This window comes from Xanthomonas sp. CFBP 8152 (assembly GCF_014199025.1).
GTDB classification, from domain to species: domain Bacteria; phylum Pseudomonadota; class Gammaproteobacteria; order Xanthomonadales; family Xanthomonadaceae; genus Xanthomonas; species Xanthomonas arboricola_B.
Genome location: NZ_JACHNO010000003.1, coordinates 684,157 through 701,219, shown reverse-complemented (window position 1 = coordinate 701,219; position 17,063 = coordinate 684,157). Strand labels below are relative to the sequence as shown.

Below are 17,063 nucleotides of genomic sequence, written 5' to 3'. Positions count from 1 at the left end.
ATGAAAAAAACCCCCGCAAAGAAGATCGCCGCCAGGAAAGGCGCGCCGCTGCCCTTCGAGATCCACGCCACCCGCGACCAGCCGCTGGGCATGCCGGTCGAGCGCTTCCTGCGCAACTACTGGCACAAGCACCCGCTGCTGATCCGCAACGCGTTTGCAGACTTCCAGTCCCCGCTGCAGCCCGAAGACCTGGCCGGCCTGGCTTGCGAAGACGGCGTGCTGGCACGCCTGATCAGCCACGACCGTGCCACGGACGACTGGACCGTGCGCACCGGCCCGTTCCAGGAAGCCGACTTCCCCGGCCTGCCCGACCATGACTGGACCCTGCTGGTGCAGGACGTGGACAAGTGGGACGCCGACGTACGCGTGCTGCTGGAACAGTTCCGCTTCCTGCCGCGCTGGCGTATCGACGACATCATGATCAGTTTCGCCGCCACCGGTGGCTCGGTCGGCGCGCATGTCGACCACTACGACGTGTTCCTGCTGCAGGGCCATGGCCGCCGCCGCTGGCAGATCGACGCGCGCGCGCAGCAAGGCCGCAAGGCCGCACCGCTGGCGTTCCGCGACGATGTCGAGCTCAAGCTGCTGCGCGACTTCAAGCCCACCCACGACTGGGTGCTGGCTCCGGGCGACATGCTGTACCTGCCGCCGCTGGTGCCGCACCACGGCGTGGCCGAAGACGCCTGCCTGACCTTCTCCATCGGTACCCGCGCGCCGTCCTCGGCCGAGCTGATCGGCGACTATCTGGACACCTTGATCGCCGATGCCGACGAGGCGGTGCGCTATCACGACGAAGACCTCAAGGTGCCGGCCGATCCTTACGAGATCGACGTTACCGCGATGAATCGCGCGGTCGAAGCGCTCAATGCCTTGCGCATGAACGACCCGGATCGCCTGGGTGACTGGTTCGGTCGCTTCATGACCACCTACCGCGCCTCGGGCGATGTGGTGCCGGCGCCCGAACCGATCCCCCGCGAGGCGGTCGAGCAGGCCCTGGACGAAGGCGTCCTGCTGCACCGGCACCCCTGGTCGCGGCTGGCCTGGCGGCGCGCCAAGCGTGGCGCCACCCTGTTCTGCAGTGGCCTGGAGTTCGCGCTGTCGGCCAAGGACGCCGCACGGCTGGCCGCGGCCGAAGAGATCGACGGCGCGCTGTATACGCAGCTGTCCAACCGTGGCCGCGAGGTGGTGCTGGAGCTGCTGGCGCAGGGCCATTACCAGCGCGCCCACGAGGACGCGGAGGACGACATCGACGACGACCAGGCCCACGTCCTGAGCCTGTCGGGCGACCATGACGACGCCGAGGCCGAAGCCGACACGCCGGATGCGGACGATGAGATCGACGCCGAGGCCGACGTCGAGCAGGTCGCCGATGCCGCGGACGGCCCGGCCCAGGCCGACGAGGCCGAACACGGCGAGGATGCCGACCAGGACGACGACAGCCGGCTGGCCGACGACGGCGCGGCATCGGACGCTGGCGACGACGGGTCCGACCAGCGCGCATGAGTCCCCAGGCCGGGCCGCAGGTCGTCTCGCTGGATGCGGCATCCGACGCTGCGGCCCTGCGTGCGCTGCGCCTGGCCTGCGGCACTGGCGGCGCCGACCACAGCGGGACTGCAGAATGGGACGCACTGGACCCACTCAGCCTGCAACTGGCCCTGCGCAACGAGGGCGGCCAGCTGATCGGCTCGGTGCGGCTGACGGCAGATCGGCGTATCGACAGGCTCGGCGTGCTGCCGGGCTGGCGCCGCCGCGGCCTCGCCGACGCGTTGCTCGCAGCGGCCGTCGCCAACGCGCAACAACGCGGCTGGCCCGGCGTACGGACGCGCGTGACCCCAAGCGCCGAGGCCGTGTTCGCACGTCTGGGCTTTTTGCCGGACACCTGTGACGGCGTGCATCCAGATCGCGCCGCAACGGCGGGCGATCGGCCGGGCAGGCCCCTGCACCGCCGTCTCGACGGCCCGATGGCGGTGGACGACCTGCGCGCGGCCCTGGCTGCCACCACCGCCTTGCTGTGCGCCGCACGCCGCCAGGTACTGATCTATACGCGGGCACTGGATCCGCCGCTGTTCGACAACGCCGCAGTGCTCGATGCGCTGCGCCGCTTCGCCACCGCCCGCCATGACAAACGCGTGCAGGTGCTGGTGCAGGACACCGCCGTCGCAGGCGCCAACAGCAGCGCGATGTTGCGGCTGGCCCAGCGCCTGCCCAGCGTGTTCCGCTTCCGCGCGGTCAGCGATCCGGTCGATGCCAGCTACGCGTCGGCCTATGTGGTGGGCGATGACGCCTACTACTTTCGTCCAACTGGCCATCGCTTCGACGATGGCGAAACCTGGCTGTCGGGCGCGGCGCGCAGCCGCCAGCTGGAGCGCGAATTCGCGCAGATATGGGAGCGCAGCGCGCTTTGGAACGAACCGCGCGCACTCGGCATCTGAGACCGCAGCGCCCTTCGCACGTGGGCGCTAGGCGGTTGCACCTACCCGTCCGGTCAGCTGGCAGACGCCCCCTCACTAACGCAAGGGGGTATAATTTTTCGAGATTTGAGACCGACCGACAGGGCATCTCGCCCTGCCGCTTCCGCACAATCATCCCCACAGCAGACCCGACTTACCATCGTGGATAATCTCCTAAAGCAGTTCGCACAGTCATCGCAGCTCGCCGGCGGCAACGCCGCCTATATCGAGGATCTGTACGAGCAGTACCTCGTCGCCCCGGACAGTGTTGACCCGAAGTGGAAGAGCTATTTCGATGGCTTCAAGGGTCGCGATGCCGGTGATGTACCGCATTCGGCGGCCATTGCCCACATCCTCACCGCCTCCAAGCAGGCTGCCAGCGCCGGCACCGGCGCAGCGGCTAGTGACGAGCGCGAGCGCAACGTCGGCCGCCTGATCACCGCCTACCGTGCGCGTGGTCACCTCGGCGCGCAGCTCGATCCGCTCGGCCTGACCCCGCCGGTCAACCCGCCCGACCTGGACCTGCCGTTCCACAGCCTGTCGCAGGCGGATCTGGACAGCGAATTCAGCACCGGCGGCGTCGGCGGCCAGCCGCGCATGAAGCTGAAGGACCTGCTGACCCGCCTGAAGGCGACCTACGCCAGCACCATCGGCGCAGAGTTCATGCACATCCAGGAATTCGACCAGCGCCAGTGGATCTACAAGCGCCTGGAAGATGCCGGCGGCAAGATCGCCGGCGACGCGGCCAGCCGCAAGCGCACGCTGGAGCGGCTCACCGCCGCCGAAGGCCTGGAGCGCTACCTGCATACCAAGTACGTCGGCCAGAAGCGCTTCTCGCTGGAAGGCGGCGACGCGCTGATCCCGATGATGGACGAGATCATTCGCCAGTCCGGCAGCGATCAGGTCAAGGACATCGTGATCGGCATGGCCCATCGCGGCCGCCTCAACGTGCTGGTCAACACGCTGGGCAAGAATCCCCGCAAGCTGTTCGACGAGTTCGAAGGCAAGTTCGAGCACGCCCACGACGACCGCGCGCATACCGGCGACGTCAAGTACCACATGGGTTTCTCGGCCGACATCGCGGTCGGTGGCGACAAGCAGGTGCATCTGGCACTGGCCTTCAACCCCTCGCACCTGGAAATCGTCGACCCGGTCGTGGTCGGCAGCGTGCGTTCGCGTCAGGAACGCTTCGGCGATGCCGAGCGCAAGACCGTGCTGCCGATCCTGATCCACGGCGATGCCGCATTCGCCGGCCAGGGCGTGGTGATGGAGCTGTTCCAGATGTCGCAGGCGCGCGGTTTCGCCGTCGGCGGCACCGTGCACATCGTGATCAACAACCAGATCGGCTTCACCACCAGCGCCCGCGACGACGCCCGTTCCACGCTGTACTGCACCGACGTGGCCAAGATGATCGGCGCGCCGGTGTTCCACGTGAACGGCGACGACCCGGACGCGGTCATGTTCGTGTCCAAGCTGGCCTACGAGTTCCGCCAGCAGTTCAAGAAGGACGTGGTCATCGACCTGGTCTGCTACCGCCGTTGGGGCCATAACGAGGCCGACGAACCGGCAGCGACCCAGCCGGTGATGTACCAGACCATCCGCAAGCACAAGACCACCCGCGAGCTGTACGCCGCCAAGCTGGAAGGCGAGGGCCTGCTGAGCGCCGACGAGGCCAAGGCGCTGGTGGACGGTTACCGCAACAAGCTCGATTCGGGCGAATACACCACCGAGCTGGCGACACGCAAGCCGGACGAATTTGCCATCGACTGGTCCAAGTATCTGGTCGGCACCGCTGCCGATCCGGTCGACACCCGCGTCAAGCGCGAGCAGCTGGATCGTCTGGCCAAGCTGATCACCACGATCCCGCAAGGCGTCGAGCTGCATGCGCGCGTCGGCAAGATCTACGACGACCGCGTCAAGATGGCCGCCGGCGAGCAGGCCGGCGACTGGGGCTTTGCCGAAAACCTGGCCTATGCGACCTTGCTGGCCGAAGGCCACAAGCTGCGCCTGGTCGGCCAGGATGCCGGGCGCGGCACGTTCTTCCACCGTCACGCGATCCTGCATGACCAGAAGACCGACAGCTATTACCTGCCGCTGCGCCAGCTGGTGCAGAACCCCGAAGACGCCACCATCATCGACTCGCTGCTCAGCGAAGAAGCGGTGATGGGCTTCGAATACGGCTACTCCACCACCGACCCGAATGCGTTGTGCATCTGGGAAGCGCAGTTCGGCGACTTCGCCAACGGCGCGCAGGTGGTGATCGACCAGTTCATCGCCGCTGGCGAAGCCAAGTGGGGCCGCATTGCGGGCCTGTCGCTGTTCCTGCCGCACGGCTACGAAGGCCAGGGTCCGGAGCACAGCTCCGCGCGTCTGGAGCGCTTCCTGCAGCTGTGCGCGCTGGAGAACATGCTGGTCTGCGTGCCGACCACGCCGGCGCAGTGCTTCCACATGATCCGCCGCCAGATGCGCATGACCACCCGCAAGCCGCTGGTGGTGATGACGCCCAAGTCGTTGCTGCGCCACAAGCTGGCGGTGTCGAGCCTGGAAGAACTGGCCGAGGGCGAGTTCCAGCATCTGATTCCCGACGCCAAGGCCGATGCCGGCAAGGTCAAGCGCGTGGTGCTGTGCTCGGGCAAGGTCTATTACGACCTGCTCGAAGACCAGACCAAGCGTGGCCAGGACGACGTCGCCATCCTGCGCGTGGAGCAGCTGTATCCGTTCCCGCGTGCGCAGCTGGCCGCCGAGCTCAAGGCCTATGCCAACGCCACCGACGTGGTGTGGTGCCAGGAAGAACCGCAGAACCAGGGTGCGTGGTACCAGATCCGCCACCACCTGAATTTCTGCCTGGCCAGCGGCCAGAGCCTGCATTACGCCGGCCGTGCCCGTTCGCCCTCGCCTGCCGCCGGCCACATGGCCGACCACATCGTCGAGCAGCAGAAGCTGGTCGCCGATGCGCTACTCAATCCGTTCAACGACCAAGTCGCTGAATAACTCCTCTTCCCCAAAGAACGAAAACCCTAGGACGCTCCCCGAATGGCCACCGAAGTCAAAGTTCCGGTACTGCCCGAATCCGTTTCCGACGCCACCATCGCCAGCTGGCACAAGAAGGCCGGTGAAGCGGTCAAGCGCGACGAGAATCTGGTCGACCTGGAAACCGACAAGGTCGTGTTGGAAGTTCCTTCGCCGGTCGACGGCGTACTGAAGGAAATCAAGTTCGAAGCCGGCAGCACCGTCACCAGCAACCAGATCCTGGCGATCATCGAAGAAGGCGCCGTGGCTGCGGCCGCACCGGCCGACGAGAAGAAGGCCGATGCACCGGCGCCTGCCGCTGCTGCACCGGTCGCGGCGCCGGCCCCGGCTGCTGCCGCTGCGCCTGCCGCTGCGTCCAAGTCCGCTGCCGATGCCTTGCCCCCGGGTGCGCGTTTTTCCGCGATCACCCAGGGCGTGGATCCGGCCCAGGTCGAAGGCACCGGCCGTCGTGGCGCGGTGACCAAGGAAGACATCGTCAACTTCGCCAAGGCCGGCGGTGTGGGCAAGGCGTCCGGCGCCCGTCCGGAAGAGCGCGTGCCGATGACCCGCGTGCGCAAGACCATCGCCAAGCGCCTGATGGAGTCCAAGAACTCCACCGCGATGCTGACCACTTTCAACGAGGTCAACCTCGCCAAGGTGTCGGCCGCGCGCAAGGAGCTGCAGGACGAATTCCAGAAGGCGCACGGCATCAAGCTCGGTTTCATGAGCTTTTTCGTCAAGGCCGCCGCCAACGCGCTGCAGCGCTTCCCGCTGGTCAATGCCTCGATCGACGGCGACGACATCATCTATCACGGCTACAGCGACATCTCGATTGCGGTCTCGACCGAGAAGGGCCTGGTCACGCCGGTGCTGCGTAACGTCGAGCGCCAGTCGTTCGCCGACGTCGAGCAGGGCATCGCCGATTACGCCGCCAAGGCGCGCGCCGGCAAGCTGGGACTGGACGATCTGCAGGGCGGTACGTTCACCATCACCAACGGCGGCACCTTCGGCTCGCTGCTGTCCACTCCGATCATCAACCCACCGCAGAGCGCCATCCTGGGCATGCACGCGATCAAGGAACGTCCGATCGCCGAGAACGGCCAGGTCGTGATCGCCCCGATGATGTATCTGGCGCTGTCTTACGACCACCGCATCATCGACGGCAAGGATTCGGTGCAGTTCCTGGTCGACATCAAGAATCAGCTGGAAAACCCGGGCCGGATGTTGTTCGGTCTGTAAGAGCCGGGAATCGGGAATGGAGACTGGGGAATGGGACAAGCGCCCATCAACCGCTCCATTCCCGCCTGGACCTGGATGGGACGCGGCAGGCGCACGCATGCGCTCTTGCGGTTCTCCATTCCCTATTCCCCATTCCCGTGAGCAAATGAAATGAGCGAACAATTCGACGTCGTCGTCATCGGTGCCGGTCCGGCCGGTTATCACGCTGCGATTCGCGCGGCCCAGCTGGGCATGAAGGTCGCCTGCGTCGACGCGGCCATCGGCAAGGACGGCAAGCCTGCACTGGGCGGCACCTGCCTGCGCGTGGGCTGCATTCCGTCCAAGGCGCTGCTGGATTCCTCGCGCCAGTTCTGGAACATGGGCCACCTGTTCGGCGACCACGGCATCAGCTTCAACGACGCCAAGATGGACGTGCCCACCATGATCGGCCGCAAGGACAAGATCGTGAAGCAGTTCACCGGCGGCATCGCGATGCTGTTCAAGGCCAACAAGATCACCCCGTACTACGGCTTCGGCCAGCTGCTGCCGGGCAACATCGTCAAGGTCGCCCAGCACGAAGGCGGCGAGATCGAGCTCAAGGGCACCAACGTGATCCTGGCGCCGGGCTCGGAGTCGATCGAGCTGCCGTTTGCCAAGTTCGAAGGCGACACCATCGTCGACAATGTCGGCGGCCTGGATTTCACTGCCGTTCCCAAGCGTCTGGCGGTGATCGGTGCCGGCGTGATCGGCCTGGAGCTGGGCAGCGTGTGGAAGCGCCTGGGCGCCGAGGTCACCATCCTCGAAGCGCTGCCGGATTTCCTGGCGCTGGCCGATGCCGAAGTGGCCAAGACCGCGTTGAAGGAATTCAAGAAGCAGGGCCTGGACATCAAGCTCGGCGCCAAGGTCAGCAAGACCGAGATCACCGGCAGCGGCGATGCCAAGCAGGTGGTGGTCAGCTACACCGACGCCGCCGGCGAGCAGACCCTGACCGTGGACAAGTTGCTGGTGGCCGTGGGCCGCAAGGCCGCGACCAAGAATCTGCTGGGCGAGGGCACCGGCGTCAAGCTCAACGAGCGTGGCCAGATCGAGGTGGACGGGCATTGCCACACCGGCGTCGATGGCGTGTGGGCGGTCGGCGACTGCGTGCGTGGCCCGATGCTGGCGCACAAGGGCTTCGAGGAAGGCATCGCGGTGGCCGAGCTGATCGCTGGCCTGCCCGGCCATGTCAACTTCGACACCATTCCGTGGGTCATCTACACCGAGCCGGAAATCGCCTGGGTCGGCAAGACCGAGCAGCAGTTGAAGGCCGAGGGTGTGGCCTACAAGGCCGGCAGCTTCCCGTTCGCGGCGATCGGCCGCGCGGTGGCCATGGGCGAGCCGGCCGGCTTCGTCAAGGTCATCGCCGATGCCGAAACCGATCGCGTGCTGGGCATGCACCTGGTCGGCGTGGGCGTGTCCGAGCTGGTCCACGAAGGCGTGCTGACGATGGAATTCAACGGCTCGGCCGATGATCTGGCACGCATCTGCCACGCCCATCCGACGCTGTCCGAAGCGATCCACGACGCCGCGATGGCAGTGAGCAAGCGCGCGATTCATAAGGCCAACTGAGCCGGGAATCGGGAGTGGGGAATTGGGAATCGTAAGAGCGTTCCCATCACCTCGCTCTTCATGCTGACGCCGGACCTAGGTCCGGCGTCATGCGTTCTGGCTTCTGTGTTTGCTTTGACCCATTCCCTATTCCCCACTCCCGGTTCCCGAATCCCATGAAAAGCATCTGCGTCTACTGCGGTTCCAATGCCGGCAACAAACCCGCCTACGCCGAGCGCGCCACCGCGCTGGGGCAGCGCATCGCCGAGCAGGGCCTGCGGCTGGTCTATGGCGGCGGCAACGTCGGGTTGATGGGCACCGTGGCCAATGCGGTGCTGGCGGCCGGTGGCGAGGTCACCGGGGTGATTCCGCAGCAGCTGGCCGATTGGGAAGTGGCGCACCGTGGACTGACCACACTGGAAATCGTCGGCTCCATGCATGAGCGCAAGATGCGCATGTTCGAACTGTCCGATGCCTTTGTCGCCCTGCCCGGCGGCTTCGGCACGATGGAAGAGATCTTCGAGATGCTGACCTGGCGCCAGCTCGGCATCGGCAACAAGCCCTGCGCGTTCCTGGACATCGAAGGGTTTTACGCACCGCTGATCGGCATGATCGATCGCATGGTGGAAGAGCGCTTCCTGCACCCGGACCAGCGCAGCGACCTGTGGTACGGCGCCGATATCGAACAGATGCTGCAGTGGATGCAGCGCTACACGCCGGCGCAGGCCTCCAAGTGGATCGACGAGAAGCGCCGCTCCACCCTGGTGTGATGCGGGGGCGAGGTAAGCTCCCTACCCCATCGCAGGCCAGGCCCGGCGTCATGCATGCGCACCAACAGGCGCGCAGCGGCGCTGTAGTCATACGTCAGCTGCGTGGAAGTGCAGCGACGCACCGGGCCATGTCTCACTTATGCGGCCATCGCTCGGGCGCGATGCCGCACCCGGCGGCGCTGCCACGTCACGCACCGTGCGTCACGTTGTTCACCAGGTCGACAGAGCAACGACAGCGCGCGAGCGCAACCGCCCGGGAGCCAGCACGCGCCCATTGCATATCCGCCCCGTCGCAACGCCCCATCGAACACCCTGCCGGTCTGCAAGCTTGCAACGCCAGTCACGATGGCTGCAGCGTCCGGCACGACCGGCTCGCATAGAATGGCGACGATGCTCGATACCCTCGCCGCTGATGCGCACCACAGCCTGGACATCAAGCACAGTCGCTTTCTGGCCAACGCTGCGGCACTGGATTCTCCCGCACAGGCGCTGGAGATCGTGCAGCGCGTATCCGTTGCCGATGCCACCCATAACTGCTGGGCCTATCGATTCGGGCAGGACTATCGCTCCAGCGACGACGGCGAGCCCAGCGGCACCGCCGGGCGGCCGATTCTCGCGGCCATCGATGGCCAGGGCTACGACCGCGTGGTCGTGGTGGTCACGCGCTGGTATGGCGGCATCAAGCTCGGCGCCGGTGGACTGGTGCGTGCCTATGGCGGCGCAGCGGCCGAATGCCTGCGACTGGCGACGCGACAGCCATTGATTGCGCTGTCGCTGCTCGACCTGCAATGTCGGTTCGACGACCTGGGCCTGGTGCATGCTGCATTGAGCGCCTTCCACGCCGACAAGCTGGACGAGCGTTTCGACGCGCAGGGCGCCGCACTGCGCGTGCAACTGCCTGCCGATCAACTGGCCGGCTTGAAAACGCGCCTGTGCGACGCCACTCGCAACCGTGTCCATCTCTCGTCACCGGAAGCCGCATGAACCAGCCAGCCGCCGCCAGGCCCAACCCATTGCGGAAGCTTGGCAGCCTGCGCACCTTGTGGCCCTTCGTGCGGCGCCAGCGTGGCCTGTTCGCCGCCTGGCTGATCGCACTGGCCATTTCCTCGGCCGCGACATTGAGCTTGCCGGCGGCGGTCAAGCAGATGATCGACCATGGTTTCTCCGGCGGCTCGCAGATCAACCACGCCTTTGCGCTGCTGTTCGCAGTGGCGGTGGTGCTAGCGGTGGCGACTGCCGCGCGCTTTTATTTCGTCGCGCTGCTGGGCGAAAAGGTGGTGGCCGATCTGCGCGGCCGCCTCTACGCGCATCTGATCGGGCTGGATGCCGGCTTTCATGACCGCAGCCGCAGTGGCGAGCTGGTGTCGCGCCTGTCGGCAGACAGCGAGCTGCTGCGCGGCGTGATCGGTACCACCATGTCGGTGGCGTTGCGCAGCTCGGTGACGGTGATCGGCAGCATGGTGATGCTGTTCGTCACCAGCCCGCGGCTGGCCGGCTTCACCTTGGTCGGCATTCCGCTGGCGGTGCTGCCGATCGTGCTGGGCGCACGCCGCCTGCAGAAGATCTCGCGCGCCAGCCAGGACCGCGTTGCCGATGCCAACACCCTGGCAGCCGAAACGCTGGGCGCGGTGCGCACCGTGCAGGCGCACGCGCGCGAGCGCTACGAGAGTCAGCGGTTCAGCCAGGCACTGTTCGCCGCGATCGATACCGCACGGTTGCGCATCCGCACCCAGGCCACCGTGACGGCGGTGGCGATCCTGCTGATCTTCGGCGCCATCGTCGGTGTGCTGTGGCTGGGCGCGCACGATGTGATCGCCGGACGCATGACCCCCGGCACCTTGGGACAGTTCGTGTTGTACGCACTGATCGGCGGCGGGTCGGTCGGTGCCTTGGCCGAGGTCTGGAACGAGTTGCAGCGCGCCGCCGGCGGCATGGGCCGGGTTGGCGAGTTGCTCGACGAGCAGCCGGCGATCGTCGCGCCGGCCACGCCGCAGCCCTTGCCGCAGCCGCTGCGCGGCGCGATCCACTTTGATCGGGTGGTATTTCATTATCCGCAGCGCCCCGACGCGCCGGCGCTGGATGGCTTCGACCTGCATGTCCATCCGGGCGAAACCGTGGCGCTGGTCGGGCCCTCCGGCGCCGGCAAGAGCACCGTGCTGGCGATGTTGCTGCGCTTCCACGACCCGGTCAGCGGCAGGTTGCGCATCGACGAGGTGGACCTGCGCGATACCGACCCGGTACTGCTGCGCGAACGCATTGCATTGGTGCCGCAGCAGCCCACGCTGTTTGCCGCCAGCGCCGCCGACAACATCCGCTATGGGCGCCTGAACGCCAGCGATGCGGAGGTGCAAGCCGCCGCTGCAGCCGCCGAGGCAGACAGTTTCATCCGCGCCTTGCCGCAGGGCTACGCCAGCGAACTCGGCGAACGCGGCACGCGCCTGTCCGGCGGCCAGCAGCAACGGGTGGCGATCGCGCGCGCCTTGCTCAAGGACGCGCCGATCCTGCTGCTGGACGAGGCCACCAGCGCGCTGGATGCGCAGAGCGAACGCGCCGTGCAGCAGGCGCTGGACCGGTTGATGGAAGGCCGCACCACGCTGGTCATCGCCCATCGCCTGGCCACCGTGCTCAAGGCCGACCGCATCGTGGTGATGGATGCCGGCCGCATCGTCGCGCAGGGCACGCACGCGCAGTTGATCGCCGAAGGCGGTCTGTACGCGGAGCTGGCGCGGCTGCAGTTCATCGATCAGTGACGCCTGGGCGACACCGGCATGTGCTGTCATGCCGGCATGTCCGCGGCAGCGGCCCGGGCTGACCCTGCGCCCCCACGCGCCCCTAAATGACGACGTCACGCATGCCCTGCCCCAGAACCACCATTCGCCAGCTCAGTTACTTCGTCGCGCTCGCCGACACCGGCAGCTTCACCCGCGCGGCCGAGCAGATGGGCGTGTCGCAACCGTCGTTGTCGCAGCAGATCCGTGCGCTGGAAACCATCGTCGGCGCCGCGCTGTTCGAACGCGGCGTGCCGGCCATCCTGACGCCATTGGGGCGCGACCTGCTCGAGCGCGCGCGCAGCATCCTGCTGGACGTCGCCGACCTGGAAGAGGTCCGCGCCACCTCGGCCGACACCCTGATCGGCACCATCCGGCTGGGCGTGTCGCCCACGCTGGGCGCCTACCTGATGCCGAGCCTGGTGGCGCGCCTGCATCGCGAACACCCGGCACTGCGCGTGCACGTGCGCGAAGGCCTGCCCACCGTGCTCGCCAGTGGCCTGGCCAGCGGCGTGCACGACCTGATCCTGGCGCAATTGCCGGTGGCCGGGCGCGGCCTGCATAGCGAGCGGCTGTTTCGCGAACCGCTGCATGTGACCATGGCCGCCGATCACCCGTTGCGTGCCAAGACCTGCATCACGCCGGCCGATCTACGTGGCGCCAACCTGCTCACCTTGATGCCCGAGTACCGCCTGGCCGAACAGGTTGCGGCGATCGCCATGGACGTCGGTGCCAATGTGCTGCGCGATTACGAAGGCACCAGCCTGGATGCGATCCGCCAGATGGCCGGGATGGGCATGGGTCTTGCACTGCTGCCAGACCTGTATGTGCGCCAGGAAATCCGCGAGGGCGACGATGTCGTGGTCCGGCCGATCAAAGGCGGACGCTACTATAGGGAGATCGGGCTGTTGTGGCGGCAGGGCGCAGGACGCGCGCCGGCCTTCGGCCTGATCGCCGATCTTCTGCGTGCGGTGGCCGCATAGGAAAATCCTATGCGTCGAATAAGCGCGGCGGCCTTGTTCGCCAGCTGCAACTCGTCAATGCTTCATTGAACTCATCAACGGAAATCGAATGGCGGGCAAGCAGATCGGATGGCGGGAAGCGGGAGCCTGGCTGGCGGAGATCGTCGGGCCGGACATGCCCTATGTGCGCCTGGCCATGGTGTACGGGGTCGCGATCAGCCTGCTGTCGCTGGCCACGCCGATCTCGGTGCAGTTGCTGATCAACAGCGTGGCCAATACCGCACTGCCGGCGCCGTTGTGGACCCTGTCGAGCCTGTTGCTGGGCCTGTTGCTGCTGGTGGCCGGCCTGAGCGCGATGCGGGTATGGGTCATGGCGCTGTTCGAGCGCCGGCTGTTCGCGCGCGTGGTGTCGGAAATCACCGTGCGCGCAGTGCATGCGCAGAATCCATTCTTCGCCGATCAGAACCGCGGCGACATGTTCAATCGCTACTTCGATCTGGTGGTGGTGCAGAAAGCGGTGCCGAGCCTGGCCATCGGCGCCTTCACCATCGTGCTGCAATCGGCGGTCGGGCTGATACTCACCAGTTTCTACCACCCGTTCTTTCTGGGCTTCAATGCCTTGCTGCTGCTGGTCATCTTCGGCATCTGGATGATCTGGTCGCGCGGGTCGATCCGCACCGCGGTCGACCTGAGCCATGCCAAGCACGAGGCCGCGCGCTGGCTGGAAAGTGTCGGCGGCTCCAACGGCTTCTATAAATCCAGCCGCCACCTCAACTTTGCGATGGACCGCTCCGAGTCCGTCACCGCCGCCTATGTCGACCGGCATCGGCGCCACTTCCGTTACAGTTTTACCCAGACGGTCGCGTTCCTGCTGGTCTATGCGATCGCCAGCGCGGCGCTGCTGGCGCTGGGCGGCAACCTGATCCTGCGTGGCGAGCTATCGATCGGCCAGCTGGTGGCCGCCGAGCTGATCCTCAGCGCGGTCTTCTACGGCATCTCGCAACTCGGTGCGTATCTGGACGCGTTCTACGACCTGGTCGCCAGCTCCGAGGAACTGTCGCTGCTGTTCGCCATTCCGCAGGAACGTGCGGTCGTGGCGCCCGGCAAGACGCCCGGCAACAGCGCGGTGCGCCTGGATGGCGTGGTGATCGACGGCGCGCGTTTCGATTTTTCGCTGGCTGCCGGCGAGCAGCTGGTGACGATCGCCGATGGCGGCGCGGAGCGGCTGCTGGCGATGATCCTCAAGCGCCATGTGGTACCCGATCGCGGGCTGGTCATGGTGGGCGGTGCGGACATGGCCACCTTCGACATGTATCTGTTGCGCTCGGAAGTGACGGTGCTCGACCGGCCGACCATCGTCGAGGTCACCATCCGCGAATATCTGGCGCTGGCGTCGGCCGATGTGAGCTCCGAAGCGATGCTGGAAGCAATCGATGCGGTGGGCTTGCGCACCCGCATCGCCGCGCTGCCGCACGGCCTGGACACGCGGTTGGCCGCCTCCGGCTATCCGCTGTGGATCGGTGAAGTGATGGCCTTGAAGCTGGCCAACGCGCTGTTGGTGCGCCCGCGCGTGCTGATGCTGTCGCAGCTGTACGACCTGATTCCCGCCGACCGCCTGGCCGGCGTGCTGCGACGCCTGAAGGCGGCCGGCACCACCGTGCTGCTGTGCACCGGCCGGCCGGAAGACATCACCCTGGATGGCTGGTTCCACCTGCAGCCCGAGCGACAGCAGCGCTTTGCCACCCGCGCCGAACTGATCGCCTCCACGCAGGAGGCCAACGATGCAGCACGCTACTGATCGCAACGCGCACTTCCCCACCCTGGCGGCGATGCGCCCACCCAGCATCGCCAAGGCGCTGGCCTGGATGCTGCTGATCGGCATTGTCATTGCCAGCGCGATCCTGGCGCTAGCGCCGTGGGTGCAGACCGCCAGCGGCAAGGGCCAGGTGGTGGCGCTGGATCCGGGCGACCGCCAGCAGCAGGTCACCGCCTTCGTGCCAGGCCGGGTCGAACGCTGGTATGTGCACGACGGCCAGCATGTCTCGCGCGGCGATCCGATCGCGCGCGTCGGCGACCTGGACCCGGATCTGCTTGTTCGCCTGGCCAGCGAACGGGCCCAGGTGCAGGCGGAAATCACCGCGATCCAGCAATCGCGCGCGGTTGCCAGCATCGATGTGGCGCGCAGCAGGCAATTGCTCGCCGAAGGGCTGGCCGGCCGCCGCGACTTCGAACTGACCCAGATCAAGGTCGCCGAGGCCGATGCCAAGCTGGCCGAATCGCGCGCCAAGCTGACCCGCATCGACATCCAGTTGAACCGCCAGTCGGCGCAGTTGGTGCGCGCACCGCGCGATGGCCGCGTGCAGCAGCTCAACGCCGCCAGCGGCAGTGCGATGGTCTCGCCCGGCACGGTGCTGGCGGTGATTGCGCCGGAGCGGGTGGAGCGTGCGGTCGAGTTGTATATCGACGGTCGCGACGTGCCGCTGATCCGCCCCGGCCGCCCGGTGCGGCTGGAGTTCGAGGGCTGGCCGGCGATCCAGTTCAGCGGCTGGCCGTCAGTGGCGCACGGCATGTTCGATGGCCGCGTGCGCGCCATCGACCCCAATGCCGCGCCCGATGGGCTGTTCCGTATCCTGGTCGAACCGCAGCCGGGCAAGCCGGCCTGGCCGGCGCAGGAATTCGCCCGCCAGGGCGGCAAGGTGCGCGGCTGGGTGCAGGGCGAAACGGTGAGGGTGGGCTACGAACTGTGGCGCCAGCTCAACAATTTCCCGCTGGAGTTCGGCCGCCGTCCGGCGGCAACGACGACGCAGGATGAGGGCAAGGCCAAGGCGGCGCCCAAGGCCGAAGACGACGAGACCGGCAAGAAATGATCCGCCGTCTTGTCGCCGTGCTGATCGCGCTCGCCCCGGGCGTGGTCGCCGCCCAGACCACCCCGCTGACGCTGGATGACGTGCTGCGCTCCTCTGCCCGCTCTTCCCCGCAGATCGTCGAAGCGCTGGCCAAGGTCCGCCAGGCCGAGGGCAAGGGCATCTCGGCCGACGGTGCGTTCGATACCGTGTTCGATCTCGACGGCCGCTCGCGCGAGGCCGGCTACTACGACGGCAGCACGATCGAAAGCACCGTCAAGCGTCCCTTCGACGACAACGGCGGCTATTACTACGGCGGTTATCGTTCCTCGCGCGGTGCGTTCCCGGTCTACGAGGACAAGTCCTACACCGACCGCGGCGGCGAAGTGAAAGTCGGCGCGCTGTATGCGCTGCTGCGCGACCGGGTGGTCGACGAGCGCCGCACCCGCCGCAACGTTGCCGGTGGCGATATCGATGTCGCCCAGTACGAGGCGCAAATGGTCGCCATCGGCGTCCAACGCCGCGCGGTGGATGCCTACCAGAGCTGGGTCGCGGCCGGCCTGAAACTGCGCGCCTACAGCGACCTGCTGCAGCTGGCCGAGCAGCGCCGCAATGCGATTTCACGGCAGGTGACGCTGGGCGCGCGGCCCACCATCCTGCTGACCGAGAACGACCAGAACCTGGTCCGCCGGCGCGCGCTGGTGGTGCGCTCGGAACAGGACTTCGCCAATGCCGCCAATGCCCTGTCGCTGTACCTGCGCGACGACGCCGGCATGCCGTTGATCGTCTCCACCGAACGCCTGCCGGCCGATACCTCGGCGCTGGAAGGTCTGGCCGGTGCCAGCAGGATCACCGCACCGGTGGAGCGCCCCGATTACCGCGCGGTGCTGACCCGTATCGATCAGGCCACCGCGCGACTGATGCTGGCGCAGAACGATCTCAAACCACGCCTGGATGTCAGCTTCGAGGTCAGCAAGGACCTGGGCGCGCCCGGTGTGGGCGGCCCGAACCGCTCGCCGACCGATGCGATCATCGGCTTCCGCTTCAGCGTGCCGCTGGAAAACCGCGCCGCCAAGGGCAAGGTCGCCGAAGCACGCGCCGAGATCGAGGCGCTGGATCAGCGCAGCCGCTACCTGCGCGACCAGATCACGGTGGAGGTCGAGTCGGTCGTCATCTCGCTCACCGCTGCCGAGCGGCTGGCCAGGATCGCCGACGAAGAACGCAGCCTGGCCGACCGCCTCGCCGCGGCCGAGCGCCGCCGCTTCGAACTGGGATCGGGCGATTTCTTCCTGGTCAATCAGCGCGAGGAGACCGCCAACGATGCCCGCGTGCGCCTGATCGATGCGCAGGCGCGGATCGCCTCGGCGCGTGCCGAGCTGGCAGCGGCAACGGCCGACCGGGACGCGTTGCAGCTGGGCCGTTGAGCAGGCTGCCGGCCGGCTCGCCAAGCGTTTCC

The 17,063-nt window shown here is 67.0% G+C and carries 12 protein-coding genes; all 12 read left to right on the top strand.

Annotated features, from left to right (window positions below; all coding sequences use genetic code 11):
* The first annotated feature begins 24 nt into the window (after nt 1-24).
* The 12 genes from FHT09_RS14920 (at nt 25) to FHT09_RS14865 (ending at nt 17,031) form a co-directional block, all read left to right on the top strand.
* A complete protein-coding gene (locus FHT09_RS14920; RefSeq protein ID WP_181141261.1) occupies nt 25-1,503 on the top strand; it encodes a cupin domain-containing protein in 1,479 nt (492 codons plus the stop codon).
* A complete protein-coding gene (locus FHT09_RS14915) occupies nt 1,500-2,432 on the top strand; it encodes a GNAT family N-acetyltransferase (protein ID WP_104605422.1) in 933 nt (310 codons plus the stop codon). The genes FHT09_RS14920 and FHT09_RS14915 overlap by 4 nt, the downstream gene beginning before the upstream one ends.
* A 105-nt stretch (nt 2,433-2,537) precedes the next feature.
* Nucleotides 2,538-5,441, top strand: coding sequence for a 2-oxoglutarate dehydrogenase E1 component (locus FHT09_RS14910; RefSeq protein WP_181141254.1), 2,904 nt, complete (start codon nt 2,538-2,540; stop codon nt 5,439-5,441).
* Nucleotides 5,442-5,483: 42 nt separating this feature from the next.
* Complete coding sequence (sucB, locus tag FHT09_RS14905) at nt 5,484-6,698, top strand: dihydrolipoyllysine-residue succinyltransferase (protein WP_104605418.1); 1,215 nt, start codon at nt 5,484-5,486, stop codon at nt 6,696-6,698.
* Between the two features lie 150 nt (nt 6,699-6,848).
* On the top strand, nt 6,849-8,285 hold the full coding sequence (lpdA, locus tag FHT09_RS14900) for a dihydrolipoyl dehydrogenase (protein ID WP_104605416.1): 1,437 nt from the start codon (nt 6,849-6,851) through the stop codon (nt 8,283-8,285).
* 155 nt (nt 8,286-8,440) lie between these two features.
* Nucleotides 8,441-9,034 (top strand): TIGR00730 family Rossman fold protein, encoded by a 594-nt coding sequence (locus FHT09_RS14895; protein ID WP_104605414.1) that lies wholly within the window; start codon nt 8,441-8,443, stop codon nt 9,032-9,034.
* A gap of 381 nt (nt 9,035-9,415) precedes the next feature.
* Entirely contained in the window at nt 9,416-10,018 is a 603-nt protein-coding gene (locus FHT09_RS14890) for a YigZ family protein (protein ID WP_166775608.1), read from the top strand.
* On the top strand, nt 10,015-11,784 hold the full coding sequence (locus FHT09_RS14885) for an ABC transporter transmembrane domain-containing protein (protein ID WP_104605412.1): 1,770 nt from the start codon (nt 10,015-10,017) through the stop codon (nt 11,782-11,784). Before FHT09_RS14890 ends, FHT09_RS14885 begins: the two co-directional genes overlap by 4 nt.
* A 101-nt stretch (nt 11,785-11,885) precedes the next feature.
* The gene (locus FHT09_RS14880) at nt 11,886-12,785 is read left to right on the top strand and encodes a hydrogen peroxide-inducible genes activator (protein ID WP_104605410.1); all 900 of its coding nucleotides are present in this window, start codon (nt 11,886-11,888) and stop codon (nt 12,783-12,785) included.
* 88 nt (nt 12,786-12,873) lie between these two features.
* Entirely contained in the window at nt 12,874-14,562 is a 1,689-nt protein-coding gene (locus FHT09_RS14875; RefSeq protein WP_104605408.1) for an ABC transporter ATP-binding protein, read from the top strand.
* Nucleotides 14,546-15,631: an HlyD family efflux transporter periplasmic adaptor subunit gene (locus FHT09_RS14870; protein WP_104605406.1), complete on the top strand. Its 1,086-nt coding sequence runs from the start codon at nt 14,546-14,548 to the stop codon at nt 15,629-15,631. The genes FHT09_RS14875 and FHT09_RS14870 overlap by 17 nt, the downstream gene beginning before the upstream one ends.
* On the top strand, nt 15,628-17,031 hold the full coding sequence (locus FHT09_RS14865; protein ID WP_104605404.1) for a TolC family protein: 1,404 nt from the start codon (nt 15,628-15,630) through the stop codon (nt 17,029-17,031). Before FHT09_RS14870 ends, FHT09_RS14865 begins: the two co-directional genes overlap by 4 nt.
* The last annotated feature ends 32 nt before the right edge of the window (nt 17,032-17,063 follow it).

Bases quoted from the DNA above. Each gene is read 5' to 3' on its own strand.
- FHT09_RS14865 (WP_104605404.1), top strand. From the start codon at position 15,628: ATGATCCGCCGTCTTGTCGCCGTGCTGATCGCGCTCGCCCCGGGCGTG.
- sucB (WP_104605418.1), top strand. From the start codon at position 5,484: ATGGCCACCGAAGTCAAAGTTCCGGTACTGCCCGAATCCGTTTCCGAC.
- FHT09_RS14915 (WP_104605422.1), top strand. From the start codon at position 1,500: ATGAGTCCCCAGGCCGGGCCGCAGGTCGTCTCGCTGGATGCGGCATCC.
- FHT09_RS14885 (WP_104605412.1), top strand. From the start codon at position 10,015: ATGAACCAGCCAGCCGCCGCCAGGCCCAACCCATTGCGGAAGCTTGGC.
- FHT09_RS14895 (WP_104605414.1), top strand. From the start codon at position 8,441: ATGAAAAGCATCTGCGTCTACTGCGGTTCCAATGCCGGCAACAAACCC.
- FHT09_RS14890 (WP_166775608.1), top strand. From the start codon at position 9,416: ATGGCGACGATGCTCGATACCCTCGCCGCTGATGCGCACCACAGCCTG.
- FHT09_RS14870 (WP_104605406.1), top strand. From the start codon at position 14,546: ATGCAGCACGCTACTGATCGCAACGCGCACTTCCCCACCCTGGCGGCG.
- FHT09_RS14875 (WP_104605408.1), top strand. From the start codon at position 12,874: ATGGCGGGCAAGCAGATCGGATGGCGGGAAGCGGGAGCCTGGCTGGCG.
- lpdA (WP_104605416.1), top strand. From the start codon at position 6,849: ATGAGCGAACAATTCGACGTCGTCGTCATCGGTGCCGGTCCGGCCGGT.
- FHT09_RS14880 (WP_104605410.1), top strand. From the start codon at position 11,886: ATGCCCTGCCCCAGAACCACCATTCGCCAGCTCAGTTACTTCGTCGCG.